General features: G+C 70.8%; 11 protein-coding genes. 6 read left to right on the top strand and 5 right to left on the bottom strand.

Translation table 11 applies throughout. The features are described 5' to 3' along the window. Nucleotides 1-243: 243 nt before the first annotated feature. Nucleotides 244-1,344, bottom strand: a complete 1,101-nt coding sequence (gene lptG, locus U8331_RS02940) for an LPS export ABC transporter permease LptG (protein WP_481132147.1) — start codon at nt 1,342-1,344, stop codon at nt 244-246. Then, nucleotides 1,341-2,486, bottom strand: coding sequence for an LPS export ABC transporter permease LptF (gene lptF, locus U8331_RS02935; RefSeq protein ID WP_481132146.1), 1,146 nt, complete (start codon nt 2,484-2,486; stop codon nt 1,341-1,343). The genes lptG and lptF overlap by 4 nt, the downstream gene beginning before the upstream one ends. 341 nt (nt 2,487-2,827) lie before the next feature. On the opposite strand from lptF, the gene U8331_RS02930 reads away from it, so the two are divergent. Genes U8331_RS02930 through U8331_RS02920 form a run of 3 tightly spaced genes read left to right on the top strand, consistent with a single transcriptional unit; the run spans nt 2,828 to nt 7,622 of the window. Continuing rightward, nucleotides 2,828-4,327: a leucyl aminopeptidase gene (locus U8331_RS02930; RefSeq protein WP_481132145.1), complete on the top strand. Its 1,500-nt coding sequence runs from the start codon at nt 2,828-2,830 to the stop codon at nt 4,325-4,327. 25 nt (nt 4,328-4,352) lie between these two features. Beyond that, nucleotides 4,353-4,781 carry a DNA polymerase III subunit chi gene (locus U8331_RS02925; RefSeq protein WP_481132144.1) on the top strand — a complete coding sequence of 143 codons (429 nt, stop codon included), beginning with the start codon at nt 4,353-4,355 and terminating at the stop codon, nt 4,779-4,781. 45 nt (nt 4,782-4,826) lie between these two features. Beyond that, nucleotides 4,827-7,622: a valine--tRNA ligase gene (locus tag U8331_RS02920; RefSeq protein ID WP_481132143.1), complete on the top strand. Its 2,796-nt coding sequence runs from the start codon at nt 4,827-4,829 to the stop codon at nt 7,620-7,622. Between the two features lie 259 nt (nt 7,623-7,881). Here U8331_RS02920 and rimI read toward each other — a convergent pair whose 3' ends face one another. Genes rimI through pssA form a run of 3 tightly spaced genes read right to left on the bottom strand, consistent with a single transcriptional unit; the run spans nt 7,882 to nt 9,667 of the window. Beyond that, nucleotides 7,882-8,367, bottom strand: a complete 486-nt coding sequence (gene rimI / locus U8331_RS02915) for a ribosomal protein S18-alanine N-acetyltransferase (protein ID WP_481132142.1) — start codon at nt 8,365-8,367, stop codon at nt 7,882-7,884. Next, complete coding sequence (locus U8331_RS02910) at nt 8,364-8,885, bottom strand: hypothetical protein (RefSeq protein WP_481132141.1); 522 nt, start codon at nt 8,883-8,885, stop codon at nt 8,364-8,366. Before U8331_RS02910 ends, rimI begins: the two co-directional genes overlap by 4 nt. Continuing rightward, nucleotides 8,882-9,667: a CDP-diacylglycerol--serine O-phosphatidyltransferase gene (pssA, locus tag U8331_RS02905; protein WP_481132140.1), complete on the bottom strand. Its 786-nt coding sequence runs from the start codon at nt 9,665-9,667 to the stop codon at nt 8,882-8,884. The genes U8331_RS02910 and pssA overlap by 4 nt, the downstream gene beginning before the upstream one ends. Before the next feature lie 88 nt (nt 9,668-9,755). Between pssA and U8331_RS02900 the strand changes: the two genes are divergently transcribed. The 3 genes from U8331_RS02900 to ctaD all read left to right on the top strand — a co-directional run bounded on the left by U8331_RS02900 (nt 9,756) and on the right by ctaD (nt 14,198). Further along, the gene (locus tag U8331_RS02900) at nt 9,756-10,208 is read left to right on the top strand and encodes a DUF4124 domain-containing protein (RefSeq protein ID WP_481132139.1); all 453 of its coding nucleotides are present in this window, start codon (nt 9,756-9,758) and stop codon (nt 10,206-10,208) included. Between the two features lie 556 nt (nt 10,209-10,764). Then, the gene (gene coxB, locus U8331_RS02895) at nt 10,765-11,679 is read left to right on the top strand and encodes a cytochrome c oxidase subunit II (protein WP_481132138.1); all 915 of its coding nucleotides are present in this window, start codon (nt 10,765-10,767) and stop codon (nt 11,677-11,679) included. Beyond that, nucleotides 11,676-14,198: a cytochrome c oxidase subunit I gene (ctaD, locus tag U8331_RS02890; protein ID WP_481132137.1), complete on the top strand. Its 2,523-nt coding sequence runs from the start codon at nt 11,676-11,678 to the stop codon at nt 14,196-14,198. Before coxB ends, ctaD begins: the two co-directional genes overlap by 4 nt. The last annotated feature ends 3 nt before the right edge of the window (nt 14,199-14,201 follow it).

Raw genomic sequence — 14,201 nt, 5'->3', positions numbered from 1 at the left:
ATGGTCTGCGGCCCCGCGTCGGGGCAGGACGCCCCGACCAAGGGGCGGAGCAATACCCCGCCGGGCGGATCACGCGACGCGCTGCAGCCGAAGCCTCCGGCCCGCCAGCGAAGATGTCCTCGATGACCCCGGGACGGCTGCGATGCAGGCCGGCAGCGGCCGTGCCGGCGGGTGATGTACAGGTCGCGACTGACGTCGCTCCTACAAAAGGCCCGGGACGGGAATCGAGACAGGAGCGAATGATCAGCCGGAGCGTTTGCGGAACAGGAACACCGATACCGCGACCATGATCACCGTCGGCAGCGCGTAGGCCACGCGGAAGTCGAACTTGAACGCGCTGGCCATCTTCACGAATTGCGTCTGCAGCAGCCAGAAGCCCAGCGCGAACACGATGCCGATGAACAGCCGCTTGCCCAGCCCGCCACTGCGCAGGCTGCCGAACGCGAAGGGGATCGCCGCCAGGCACAGCGCCAGCACATTGAGCGGATAGAACCAGCGGCCCCAGTAGTGCTCCTCGTACTCGCTGGCGTCGAGCGCGTTGCGGCGCCGGTACTGGATCGCATCGCGCAACTGCACCGCGCTGAGATACCGCGGACGATCGATGTCCGCGCTCAGCGCGGTCGCGTCCAACTGCGAATCCCAGCGCTCCTCGGCCACGGTGGACTGGCTCACCGAATCCAGCCCGAACACGGTCCGGGTGACGTCGCGCAGCAGCCAGCCGCCCGGCCGGTGCTCGGCGACCTTCGCCAGCGCCAGCGATTCGAGGCGGCCGTCGTCGTCGAACTCGTACAGCCGCACGTCGCGAAGCTCCAGCCAGTGGTCGTCGCCCTCGTAGCGCTCCTCGCCGCCTTCGGCATTGAGAATCACCTCGCCCTCGCGCGCCCACACGCCCGAGTACTGCGCCACGATCAGGTCGTCCGACCGCGACGACGCCTTCAGCGCGTCCGCGCGGCGCTGGCCCCACGGCCCGAGGGTCTCGCCGTTGACCACCATCACCGCGGTGAGGATCGCCAGCGCCGCCACCACCGCCACCGTCAGCCGCCGCCGCGACAGGCCGATCGCCCGCAGCGCGGTGAGCTCGGAGGTGGCGGCCAGTTGCCCCAGCGCCATCAGCGCGCCGATCACCGCCGCGGTCGGGAACAGGTAATGCGCGCGCCGCGGCACCGTGTACAGGGTGTAGACCACCGCCTCGACCGGCCCGTAGTTGCCTTCTCCGACGTCGCCGAATTCGCCCACCAGGCTGAGCATCACGTCCAGCCCGAGCAGCACGGCCCAGGTCAGCACGACGGTGGCGAGCACCACCTTGCCCAGGTAGACGTCATGGATCTTCGGGAACGGCTTCATCGGCTCGCCTCCTGCGCGGGTGCGGGCGGCGGACTGCCGGGCGGCCCTCCGGTACCCGGCCGGCGGGCCCAGCGCGGCCGCTTCATCCGGCCATCGCCGAAGTACAGCCACAGCGCGAACCCGAGCAGCGGCAGCACCAGCCACCACAACCCGAACGCGGGCGCGAGCCGACCGGTTTCCAGCCAGTCACGGCCCATCAGGGCCATCTGCATGCCGACCAGATAGGCCAGAAAACCCATCATGACCCGGCTGTAGCGGGCCTGGCGCGGGGTGCTGCGCGCCAGCGGCACCGCCATCAGCGCGAACGCCAGGGTCAGCAGCGGTGGCGCCAGGCGGAAATGCAACTGGGCGGCGGCAGCGGGCCGTTCGTCGCCCAGCAGCTGCCCGGTAGGCATGATCTCCGGGTCGTTGGGGTCGTACCGTTCCTCGCCCGCCGGCAATCGGACTTCGTTGCTGGCGTAGCGCATCAGGCGGTAGTCCAGGCCGTGGTCGACCGGCCCCTCGACCTGGAAACCCTCCTCCAGCGTCAGGTAGCGCTCGCCGTCGGCGTCCACGCTCAGCGCGCCGGCGTTGGCGGTGGTGACGTCGAGCCGGCCCTCGGAGCGGCGGTAGATGAAGATGCGGCGGAACTGGCTGCCGTCGGTCGACATCGCGCCGACGTAAACCACCCCGCCGCCGCCCGGGAGCTCGGTGAAGCTGCCCGGCTCCAGCCCCGACACCACCAGGTTGCGGTTGGCCTCATTGATCATCTGCCGCGAGATCCGCTCGGCCATCGGGCCCAGCCACAGCGAGCATGCCCCGACCACCAGCACCACCGGCACCACCAGCAGCAGCACCGGCTTCAGCAGCCGCGCCGGGCCGACGCCGCTGGCGGCGATCACCGGCATCTCCGAGTCGCGGTACAGCCGCCCCACGCCGAGCATCATTCCCAGCATCAGCGCCAGCGGCAGGATGAGCGGCAGCCAGTTGAGCAGCACCAGGCCGAGCTGGGCCAGCATCAGCCCCGCCGGCAGCTTGCCCGAGGCGATGTCCTTGAGCACGTCGGTGATCACCCCGCCGATGCTGACGATCAGCAGCACCACCAGCGCGGCGAAGGTCGATTGGGCGAATTCGCTGAGCAGATAGCGGTCGAGCTTGGGCATCGGCGGTCTGGCGGCTGGGGGAACGGGCGCCCACGGTGGCCGTGGCCGGCTCTACGGGGCGTGTTGGTGCGGACTGGCGCGGATTTTTGGAAATGCTGGAAAAACGTTCCGGGCGCGGCGTTCATTCGGAACCCGGGGGCCTTGCTTTAGACTCGGGGGCTTGTCTGGACGCGCCCGAGCGGCACATCGCCACGGCGCCGCCCGCTTCCGCCGGCTTGCTCCGCCGGCTCGCCCCACGGGCGTGCCGGCCGGCATTGTCGCTTGGATGGCGGGTTTTCGCCGCATCGGCGCGACCGGCGGCGACTCGTCCTCCTTTCCAACCTCCCCCCGGAACCTGCTTCATGGCCCTCGAATTCGACCTGAACCGCGACGCACCCGCCACCGCCCAGGCGGACTGCATTGTCGTCGGCGCGTTCTCCGACCGCACCCTCACCCCCGCCGCCAGGGCGCTCGACACCGCCAGCGGCGGCCGCATCGGCAAGCTGCTGGAACGCGGCGATGTCGGCGGCAAGACCGGCGCGACCGCCGTGCTGCACGACCTCGACGGCGTGGCCGCGCCGCGCGTGCTGGTGGTCGGGCTCGGCGAGGCCGGCAAGTTCGGCGTGCCGCAGTACCTCAAGGCGGTGGGCGACGCCGCCCGCGCGCTGAAGACCGGTCCGGCGTCGCATGCGCTGTTCACCCTGGCCGAGGTCGCCGTCGACGGCCGCGACGCCGACTGGGCGATCCGCCAGGCGGTGATCGCCGCCGACCACGCCTGCTACCGCTACAGCGCCACCCTCGGCGAGAACAGCAAGAAGAAGGCCGCCGAACCCGGCCTGCGCAAGCTGTCGATCCGCGCGGCCGACGGCGCCGACGGCACGGCCGCCCTGGCCCAGGGCCAGGCGATCGCCGCCGGCGTCCAGTTCGCGCGCGAGCTCGGCAACCTGCCGCCGAACGTGTGCAACCCGGCGTACCTCGCCCAGCAGGCCCAGGAATTCACCGGCCGCTTCGACAACACCAGCTGCGAAGTGCTCGACGTCGCCGCCATGGAGAAGCTCGGCATGGGTGCGCTGCTCGCGGTCGGCCGCGGCTCGGCCAACCCGCCCAGGCTCATCGCGCTCAAGTACGACGGCGGCGCGGCCGGCGAGAAGCCCTACGTGCTGGTCGGCAAGGGCATCACCTTCGACAGCGGCGGCATCAACCTCAAGACCCAGGGCGGCATCGAGGAGATGAAGTTCGACATGTGCGGCGCCGCGACCGTGATGGGCACCTTCGTGTCCGCGGTCGGCATGAAGCTGCCGGTCAACCTGGTGGTGGTGGTGCCGGCGGTGGAGAACATGCCCGACGCCGACGCCTACCGCCCCTCCGACGTGCTCACCAGCATGGCCGGCATCACCATCGAGGTCGGCAATACCGACGCCGAGGGCCGCCTGATCCTGTGCGACGCGCTGACCTGGGCCCAGAAATTCAAGCCCGCCGCACTGGTCGACGTCGCCACCCTGACCGGCGCCTGCATGGTAGCGCTGGGCAAGTACGCCACCGGCCTGATGAGCAAGGACGACGAGCTCTCGGCCGAACTGCTGTCCGCCGGCGAGCAGGTGTTCGACCGCGCCTGGCGCCTGCCGTTGTGGGACGAGTACCAGACCATGCTCGATTCGACCTACGCCGACGTCTACAACGTCGGTGGCCGCTGGGGCGGCGCGATCACCGCCGGCTGCTTCCTGTCGCGCTTCACCGAAGGCCAGCGCTGGGCGCACCTGGACATCGCCGGAAGCGGCAGCGACGAGGGCAAGCGCGGCATGGCCACCGGGCGCCCGGTCGGGCTGCTGAGCCAGTGGCTGCTGGACCGGTCGGCGCAGTAAGCGCCGCCGGCACGGCAACCACCCGATGCAGGCCGATTTCTACCTGATCAGGAAGGAGCGGTTCCGCGAGGAGCCGCTCCTGCTCGTATGCGAGCTGGCCAAGAAGGCCCACGCGCGCGGCCTGCCGATGCTGGTGCTGGCGCGTGACGCCGGCCAGGCCGAGCGGCTGGACGACCTGCTTTGGTCGTTCGAGCCCGACGCCTACATCCCGCACCACATCGCCGACGCGGACATCGATGGAGACGGGGACGAAGCCGACGTGCTGATCGCCCCGCCCGAGGTCGACGCGCCGCTGCGCGCGCTGGTACTCAACCTGCGCGACGCGCCGGTCGACGGCAGCTTCGAGCGCGTGCTCGAGGTGGTGCCGGCCGACGAGTCCGCCCGCGGTCCGCTGCGCGAGCGCTGGAAGCAGTACAAGGCGCGCGGGCTGGACCTCAAATCACACGACATGTAATCGACCGGCCGCCCCGGACCGGGGCCGCCCTCCATGCCAAGACCCATGACCGACACCCTCGCCCCGTCCTACGACCCGACCGAGTTCGAATCCCGCCTGTACGCGCAATGGGAAGCCAGCGGGGTGTTCCAGCCCAGCGGCAAGGGCGAGCCCTACTCGATCCTGCTGCCGCCGCCGAACGTCACCGGCACCCTGCACATGGGCCACGCGTTCCAGCACACGCTGATGGATGCGCTGGTGCGCTACCACCGCATGCGCGGCTACGACACCCTGTGGCAGATGGGCAGCGACCACGCCGGCATCGCCACCGAGATGGTGGTCGCGCGCAACCTCGCGCTGGAAGGCCACGGCGAGACCCGCGACTCGCTCGGCCGCGACGGCTTCATCGGCAAGGTCTGGGAGTGGAAGCAGCATTCCGGCGACACGATCGAGCGGCAGATGCGCCGGCTCGGCGCGTCCGGCGACTGGTCGCGCAGCGTGTTCACGATGGACCCGATGGCGGCCGAGGCGGTGGTCGAGGCGTTCGTGCGGCTGCATGAGCAGGGCCTGATCTACCGCGGCCAGCGGCTGGTCAACTGGGACCCGGTGCTGAAGACCGCGATCTCCGACCTGGAAGTGGTCAACGAGGAGGAGGACGGCTTCCTGTGGTCGATCAGCTATCCGCTGTCGGACGGCAGCGGCTCGCTGGTGGTCGCGACCACGCGTCCGGAGACCATGCTCGGCGACAGCGCGGTGATGGTGCATCCGGACGACGAGCGCTATAGCGCGCTGGTCGGCAAAACCGTGACCCTGCCGCTGACCGGCCGCGAGATCCCGGTGATCGCCGATGCTTACGTGGACCGCGAGTTCGGCACCGGCGTGGTCAAGGTGACCCCGGCGCACGACTTCAACGACTACCAGGTCGGCCAGCGGCATTCGCTGCCTCTGATCAACATCTTTACCCCCGACGCCGCCGTCAACGACGCCGCGCCGGAGAAGTACCGCGGCCTTGATCGCTACGAGGCACGCAGGGCCGTACTCGCCGACCTCGAGGCCGCCGGCCTGCTGGTCGAGACCAAAGCGCACAAGCTGCAGGTGCCGCGCGGTGACCGCAGCGGCCAGGCGATCGAGCCGTACCTGACCGACCAGTGGTTCGTGAAGATGGACGGGCTCGCCAGCCGCGGCATGGAGCTGGTCGAGAGCGGACAGGTGAAGTTCGTCCCGCCGAACTGGATCAACACCTATCGCCACTGGATGGAGAACATCCAGGACTGGTGCATCAGTCGCCAGCTGTGGTGGGGTCACCGCATCCCGGCGTGGTACGACGATGCCGGCACCCTGTACGTCGGCCGCGACGAGGCCGAGGTCCGCGCCAGGAATTCGCTCGGCGACGCCGTCGCGCTGTCGCAGGACAAAGACGTGCTGGAGACCTGGTTCTCCTCGGCGCTGTGGCCGTTCAGCACGATGGGGTGGCCCGACAAGGAGCGGATGGACGAGCGCGGCTTCGAGCGCTTCGTGCCGTCTTCGGTACTGGTCACCGGCTTCGACATCATCTTCTTCTGGGTCGCCCGGATGATCATGATGACCGACCACTTCACCGGGCAGGTGCCGTTCCGCGACGTCTACATCACCGGTCTGGTGCGCGACTCGCACGGCCAGAAGATGTCCAAGTCCAAGGGCAACGTGCTCGACCCGCTGGACCTGATCGACGGCATCAGCGCCGACGACCTCGTCGCCAAGCGCACCACCGGGCTGATGAACCCGAAGACCGCGCCGAAGATCGAGAAGGCCACGCGCAAGGAGTTCCCCGACGGCATCCCGGCGTTCGGCGCCGACGCGCTGCGCTTCACCATGGCCGCGCTGGCCGGCCCGGGCCGCGACATCAAGTTCGACCTTGGCCGCGCCGAGGGCTACAAGAACTTCTGCAACAAGCTGTGGAACGCGACCCGCTTCGTGCTGATGAACACCGACGGCGCGCGCTTCGAGGGCGCACCGCAGCCGCGGACCGACGCCGAGCGCTGGATCCTCGCGCGGCTGGACGCGACCGCGGCCGAGGCCGCGCAGCACTTCGCCGCGTACCGCTTCGACCTGCTCGCGCAGGCGCTGTACGAGTTCGCCTGGAACGACTTCTGCGACTGGTTCGTCGAACTGGCCAAGCCGGCGTTGAATGGCGAGGACGCCGCCGCGGCCGACAGCACCCGCCACACCCTGCTGCACGTGCTGGAGCGTCTGCTGAGCCTGCTGCACCCGCTGGTGCCGTTCGTCACCGAGGAACTGTGGCAGCAGGTCGCGCCGCGGCTCGGCATCGGCGGCGACGATGCGACCATCATGCTGCGGCCCTACCCGCAGGCCGGCGACCTCGACGTGGCCGGCTTCGATGCGGCCGCGGCCGCGGCCGACGTCGAATGGCTCAAGGCGATGGTCTCGGCGCTGCGCCGGGTGCGCAGCGAACTCAATGTCGCGCCGTCGAAGCAGGTCGCCCTGCTGCTGGCCGATGCCGGCGACAGCGACCGCGCCCGCACCGCCCGTTTCGAGGCCTCGCTGCGGTTCCTCAACCGGCTGGAGCGGATCGACTTCATCGACGACGCCGGCGCCGCGCCCGCGGCCGCCACCGCGGTGGTCGGCGAGCTCAAGCTGCTGGTGCCGCTGGAAGGCCTGGTCGACCTCGGCGCCGAGCGCACGCGGCTCGACAAGGAGCTGAAGAAGGTCGACGGCGAGATCGCCAAGTGCCAGGGCAAGCTCGCCAGCGAGACCTTCGTCAGCAACGCCCCGCCGGCGGTGGTCGAGCAGGAACGCAAGCGCCTGGCCGACTGGAACCTGCAGCGCGGGGCACTGGCCGCGCAGCGGGCGAAGCTGGGTTGAGGGGCGGCGGGTTGAGGCGCGGCGGGTTGCGGCCGACCGGCGGTTCGGTCGGTCGGCCTTTCACTACCCGGTCCCCCTGCACGCCTGGTCGTCAGCCGCTGCGTGCCGGGTTCGTGCAGACCGCTTCCTGCAGGAGCGACGTAAGTCGCGAACGCGCAGGCAAGTGATGCGCGGCCGCCGCCCGTCATGCCGGACCGGCTCCGGAGCCGGCGCGCGCATCCGTGGATGACGCCCCCGCCTGCACTTCGGCGGCGCCCGCCTAGGCCTCCGGCAACAGCTCCAGCGCCATCACCACCGCATCCTCGCGGCCGCTGCGGGCCGGGTAGTAGCGCGGCCGCCTGCCGATCTCGTTGAAGCCTTCGGTGTCGTACAGCGCGATGGCCCCCGGGTTGCTCGGACGCACTTCGAGGAACACCCGCTCGGCGCGGCGGGCGCGGGCCAGCCGCAGCAGTGCGCGCAGCAGCGCGCGCCCGTGGCCGCGGCCCTGCATTTCCGGCGCGACGCAGATGTTGAGCACGTGCGCTTCGCCGGCCGCGATGCTCATCAGGAAGTAGCCACCGATGCGGCCGTCGACCTGCAGCACCCACGCCGGGTAGTCCGCGCGCAGGCAGTCGCGGAAGATGCCCGCGGTCCAGGGAAACTCGTAGGCGCGGATCTCCACCTCGTGGACCGCCGGCACGTCGTCCTCGCGCATCGGCCGCAGCGTGGTGGCCGGCATCGGCGGGGCGGACGCGATCGCGCTCATGGCGTTGCGGACCGCCGCAGGCGGCGCAGGCGGGCCCACAGCGCGCGCTTGGCGGCCGGATCGGCGCGCAGCGCGGCGAGGTCGACACCGAGCTCCCGCAGGGTGCGCGCGGCCAGCGCGGGCGGCTGCCCGGTCGCCGCCAGCAACGCATCCCAGAGCGGTCCTTCGTAGCGGCCGCTGGCCCCGGCGCGCGCCGCTTCGAGCGCGGCGGCCTTGGCGGCGGCGTCCGTGCGCGGCCGAGGCGGCGGCGCAGGGGCGCCCCCGGGCGCGGCGGGCAGCGCCGGCGCTGCGCGCGCGCGCACCGGTTCAGGCAGCTCAGGTCCGGTGGAGGCCGGGCTGCGGCGGGTCGTGTCGGGCGCGCGCCCATCGCCACCGTGGCCGGGACCGGGACCGGCACCGCCGTCGGCGGCACGGGGCGGCTCCGCCAGCGGCTCCCCGACTTCATCGCCAGCCAGTACCAGCAGCGAATAGCCCATCGCCTGCAGCCACTCGCGCTGGTCGGCGTCCCACAGGCTCACGGCGACGGCTCCCGCGTGGAGGGCCTGCGCACCCGCCGCCAGACGGCGTATACCGGCCCGGTGAGGGCGTACAGCGCGGTGATCGCGAGCAACACCGCGGGCGGGTCGATCGCGATGCCGGCGAGGATCGCCAGCACCGCCACCAGAGCCAGGAACGGCATGCGGTCGCTGCGCGGGCCGCTGCCCTTGAAGCTGAAGTAGCGCACGCGGCTGACCATCAGCAGTGCCGCGGTCGCCGTCGCCGCCAGCGCCAGGTAGCGCAATTGCGCACCTTCATAGCCCAGGTCGAAGCAGAACCACACCAGGCTGGCCAGCAGGCCGGCCGCGGCGGGGCTCGCCAAGCCGATGAACCAGCGCTTGTCGACCTGGTGCACCTGCGAATTGAACCGCGCCAACCGCAACGCCGCGCACGCCGCGTACAGGAACGCCACCACCCAGCCCACCTTGCCGGCGGTGATCCCGTCGAGCCGCATCGCCGACAGCGCCCAGTGGTACATCACCAGCGCCGGCGCCAGGCCGAAGCTGATCAGGTCGGCGAGCGAGTCGTACTGCACGCCGAATTCGCTCTGGGTGTGGGTCAGCCGGGCGACCCGGCCGTCGATGCCGTCGAGGATCGCGGCGACGAAAATCGCGACGCAGGCGTCGTCGAACCGGCCCTGGGTGGCGGCGATGATCGCGTAGAACCCGGCAAACAGCCCGCCGGTGGTGAACAGGTTCGGCAACAGGTAGATCCCGCGTCCGCGGGGGCGGCGCGGCGGCGCGGACGGGTGCGTGGGTTCCATTTCGGCAGTTTAGCGCTTGCCTGCGGGCCGGCACGGTGCTGCAATCGCGATCCGCGACACCCGCATATCCGATCCGCTGGAGCCCCGCATGTCCGGTCACCGCCGTCCGTTCCCCGCCCGTTGCCTGCCGTGGCTCGGCACCGCCGGCCTTGTCGTCGCGCTCGCCCTGCCCGCCGTGGCCGGCGAGCTGTACCAGTGGAAGGACGCCAACGGGGTGACCCATTACTCCGACGCGCCGCCCCCGGGCAAGACCGAGTACCGCAACCGCTCCATCCGCGACGACGGCGCCACCCCGGCCGCCACCGCCGCCGCTGCGCCGGCCAAGCCGGCGGAGAGCGAAGCGTGCACGCAGGCGCGGGCGAACCTGACGCTGCTGCAGAGCGATGGACCGGTCGGCACCGACAGCGACGGCGACGGCAAGCCCGACGCCGAACTCACCGCCGACCAGCGCGCCGACCGCACCGAACTGGCGGCCGCGGCGATCAAGGTCCACTGCGGCGGCCCGGGCGCGGCGCCGGCGGAAGGACCGGCGCGGAACTGAGTAAACGCCTGTCGGGCCGCTTCGGCGGCACTCGATCGACGCCAGTCACGATGAGGCAGGAGCGACGAAAGTCGCGATCCACTGACCTTTGGCGCCTCTCGGATCAACGCAAGCCGTTTCGCGCGAACCGCGCGAGTGCGAGTGACGCGTGCACCGCTGCAAGGACGGCGCGGCAGTGGGTCGCGACTCACGTCGCTCCTACACGTGCGAGCGGCTGCCGATGACGTCACTGCCCACGCTGTCTTCACGAAGCTTTTAACGGCCCCCGTTCACACTCCGGTGATTGCCGCGGTCGCTCTGTGCTGACCGCGCGGCCACCCAGGAGCGCGCCGTGCCGGAGACCGTCGTCGAACGGACCATCGCCGACGAACACGTCCCGATCGACCGCCCGCGCTGGACGGACGGGCAGCCCGGCCGGGCGGAAAGGTCCTTGGCCGCGACGGGCGGGGCGCGGTCGTCGTGCGGCCCATTACCCGCGGGTCTTCGGCATCCTGACCTGCTCACCACCATCGGACTGTTGCTTCTGCTGGCGGGCTGCGACGGTCCCGCCTCTACCATGGCGCCGGCCGGCCGCGGCGCCGCCGACATCGCCCTGCTGTTCAAGGTCATGGCCATCGGCGCGGCGGTGGTCTGGGCCATCGTGGTCGCGATCGCGCTGTACGCCGGCCTGCTCAACCCGCGCCCGCACAGCCGCCGCAGCGCCCGCTGGCTGATCCTCGGCGGCGGGGTGATCGTCCCGACCGTCACCCTCGCCGCGTTGCTGCTGTACGGGCTGGTGCTGATGCCGCAGTTGCGCGAGCCGCCGCCGGCCGACGGCCTGCGGATCGATGTCTCCGGCGAACAGTGGTGGTGGCGGGTGGACTACCACCTGCCCGGCCGCGAGGCGCCGGTCACGCTGGCCAACGAGATCCGGCTGCCGGTCGGCGAGCGCACCGAGTTCCGCCTCAGCAGTCCCGACGTGATCCACTCGTTCTGGATTCCGGCGCTCGGCGGCAAGCTCGACAACATCCCCGGCCGCACCACCACGCTGGTGCTGGAGCCGACCCGCACCGGCACCTTCGAGGGCATCTGCGCCGAGTACTGCGGCACCTCGCACGCACGGATGGAATTCCTCGCAGTGGTGATGGAGCGCGACGCGTTCGACCGCTGGATCGCCGCCCAGGCCGGGCCGGCGCACCCGCCCGCCACGCCGCTGGCCCGACACGGCGCGCAGGCCTTCATGACCCACGGCTGCGCCGCCTGCCACGCGATCCGCGGCACCGACGCCGCCGGCACGGTCGGCCCCGACCTCACCCACGTCGGCAGCCGCCTGAGCCTGGCCGCCGGCACCCTGCCCAACGATGCCGACGCGTTCCGCGCGTGGATCGGACACCCTGACCGGATCAAGCCCGACGTGCTGATGCCCTCTTTCGGAATGCTGCCCGACGACGACCTCGACGCGATCGCCGCCTACCTGCAGGGCCTGCAATGAGCGCGGCCGCGCCGACCGGGACGAACCACCCACCCGGCGATCCCGCGCAGGCCGCGCGGCTCGAAGCCGCGTGGGCGACGCCGCGCGGCTGGCGCTACTGGTCGGCGGTCAACAACAGCAATGTCGGGCTCTGGTACACCGGCATGTCGTTCGTGTTCTTCCTGTTCGCCGGCATCCTGGCGCTGCTGATGCGGGTGCAACTGGCGGTGCCGGACAACGACTTCGTCAGCGCTGAGATGTACAACCAGCTGTTCTCGCTGCACGGCTCGGCGATGATGTTCCTGTTCGCGGTGCCGATCTTCGAGGCGTTCTCGATGCTGGTGCTGCCGCAGCTGCTCGGCGCGCGCGACCTGCCGTTCCCGCGGCTGTCGGCGTTCGGGTTCTGGTGCTTCCTGATCGGCGGCGTGTTCGTCTGCGGCTCGATCTTCTTCAACGCGGCGCCGCAGGGCGGCTGGTTCATGTACCCGCCGCTGACCACCGATTACCAGGACGGCTACGGCGCCGACATCTGGCTGCTCGGACTGAGCTTCATCGAGGTCGCGTCGATCGCCGCCGCGGTCGAGCTGATCACCGGCACGCTCAAGACCCGGCCGCCGGGCATGCGGATCAACCTGATGCCGCTGTACGCGTGGTACATCCTGGTGGTCGCGGCGATGATCCTGTTCGCGTTTCCGCCGCTGATCGCCGGCGACCTGATGTTCGAGGCGCAGCGCGCGCTCGACTGGCCGTTCTTCGACCCGGCGCGCGGCGGCGACCCGCTGCTGTGGCAGCACCTGTTCTGGATCTTCGGCCACCCGGAGGTCTACATCATCTTCCTGCCGGCGATCGCGCTGGTAGCGATGATCGTGCCGACCTTCGCGCGCCGGCCCATCTTCGGCTACAGCTGGATCGTGCTGGCGGCGGTCGGCACCGGCTTCCTCAGCTTCGGGCTGTGGGTGCACCACATGTTCACCACCGGACTGCCGAACATCTCGCTGGCGTTCTTCTCGGCCGCCTCCCAGGCAGTGGCGCTGCCGACCGGGGTGCAGATCTTCGCGCTGCTGGCGACGGTGCTGATGGGGCGGCTGGTGCGCTCGGTGCCGATGCTGTTCGTGCTCGGCGCGCTGGTGATCTTCGTGCTCGGCGGGCTGACCGGGGTGATGATCGCGATGGCGCCGTTCGACTTCCAGGCCCACGACAGCTACTTCATCGTCGCCCACCTGCACTACGTGCTGATCGGCGGGATGGTGTTCCCGGTGGTCGCCGGCGTGTACTACTACTTCCCGCTGGCGGTCGGCAAGAAACTGTCGGACCGGCTCGGCAAGTGGGCGTTCTGGCTGATGTTCGCCGGCTTCAACATCGCCTTCCTGCCGATGCACCTGACGGGGCTGATCGGCATGCCGCGGCGGGTGTTCACCTACTCCGGCGCACATGCCGGCTTCGACGTGCTCAACCTGGTGTCGACGGTCGGCGCGTTCGTGCTCGCCGCCGGGTTCGCGCTGGTGGTGGTCGACGCGGTGTGGCTGGTGCGCCGGCGCGGGACCTCGCCGCGCGACCCTTGGAAGGCCGGCACGCTCGAGTGGCTGGCCGAGATGCCGTCCAAGCCGTGGGGCGTGCGTTCGATCCCGTCGATCGAAAGCCGCTACCCGCTGTGGGACCAGCCGGGCCTGATGCGCGACGTCGACGCCGGCCGCTTCTACCTGCCCGACGCGTCGGAGGGCAAACGCGAGACGCTGGTGACGTCGACCATAGACGCCGTGCCCGAGCAGTGCCTGCGGGTGCCCGGCCCGACCTTCATCACGCTGTGGGCGGCGCTGTTCACCGGCGGCGCGTTCATCCTGCCGGTGTTCAAGCTGTACGCCGCGGCCGGGGCCAGCGGCGTGCTGGCGATCATCGCGATCATCGCGTGGCTGTGGACCGGCACCGCGATCCGCCCGGAAAGGCCGGCCAAGGACGTCGGCCACGGCGTCGAACTGCCGCTGTACGCGTCCGGCCAGGTGTCGGTCGGCTGGTGGGGCATGTTCATCACGATGATCGGCGACATGACCGCGTTCGCCAGCATCGTGTTCGGCTACTTCTTCTTCTGGACCATCCACGACGACTTCCCGCCCGCGGGCAGCAACGGGCCGGGCCTGCTGTGGCCGTCGGTCGCGCTGGCGCTGGGGCTGGCGGCGTGGGCGGCGATGCTGCTGGCGCGCCGGCTCAACCGGCGCCCGGCCGGCGGCGCGTTCGTGGCGACGACGCTGGTGGCGGCGGGCCTGGCGGTCGCCTGCGTGCTCGCGCTGCTGGCCGGGCCATGGCCGATGGACCCCACCCGGCACGCCTACGATGCGACCGTCTGGCTGCTCAGCGGCTGGACCATCGCCCACGTGCTGGTCGGCGTGCTGATGCAGCTGTACTGCGTCGCCCGCCGCCTGACCGGGCGGATGGACGCGCTGCACGACATCGACATCCACAACGTCACCCTGTACTGGCATTTCGTCGCGATCACCGTGGTGGTGACGGTGGCGACGATCGCCGGATTCCCGCTGGTGGCCTGAGCC

Source organism: Lysobacter sp. CC-YZS074 (assembly GCF_056739745.1).
The sequence above is the reverse complement of the archived record's forward strand: the minus strand, read 5'-3'. Positions and strand labels throughout refer to the sequence as shown.

Excerpts from the sequence above, each read along its gene's own strand:
- U8331_RS02900 (WP_481132139.1), top strand. The coding sequence starts at position 9,756 with ATGTCCGGTCACCGCCGTCCGTTCCCCGCCCGTTGCCTGCCGTGGCTC.
- coxB (WP_481132138.1), top strand. The coding sequence starts at position 10,765 with ATGGCGCCGGCCGGCCGCGGCGCCGCCGACATCGCCCTGCTGTTCAAG.
- pssA (WP_481132140.1), bottom strand. The coding sequence starts at position 9,667 with ATGGAACCCACGCACCCGTCCGCGCCGCCGCGCCGCCCCCGCGGACGC.
- U8331_RS02930 (WP_481132145.1), top strand. The coding sequence starts at position 2,828 with ATGGCCCTCGAATTCGACCTGAACCGCGACGCACCCGCCACCGCCCAG.
- rimI (WP_481132142.1), bottom strand. The coding sequence starts at position 8,367 with ATGAGCGCGATCGCGTCCGCCCCGCCGATGCCGGCCACCACGCTGCGG.
- ctaD (WP_481132137.1), top strand. The coding sequence starts at position 11,676 with ATGAGCGCGGCCGCGCCGACCGGGACGAACCACCCACCCGGCGATCCC.
- lptG (WP_481132147.1), bottom strand. The coding sequence starts at position 1,344 with ATGAAGCCGTTCCCGAAGATCCATGACGTCTACCTGGGCAAGGTGGTG.
- lptF (WP_481132146.1), bottom strand. The coding sequence starts at position 2,486 with ATGCCCAAGCTCGACCGCTATCTGCTCAGCGAATTCGCCCAATCGACC.
- U8331_RS02925 (WP_481132144.1), top strand. The coding sequence starts at position 4,353 with ATGCAGGCCGATTTCTACCTGATCAGGAAGGAGCGGTTCCGCGAGGAG.
- U8331_RS02920 (WP_481132143.1), top strand. The coding sequence starts at position 4,827 with ATGACCGACACCCTCGCCCCGTCCTACGACCCGACCGAGTTCGAATCC.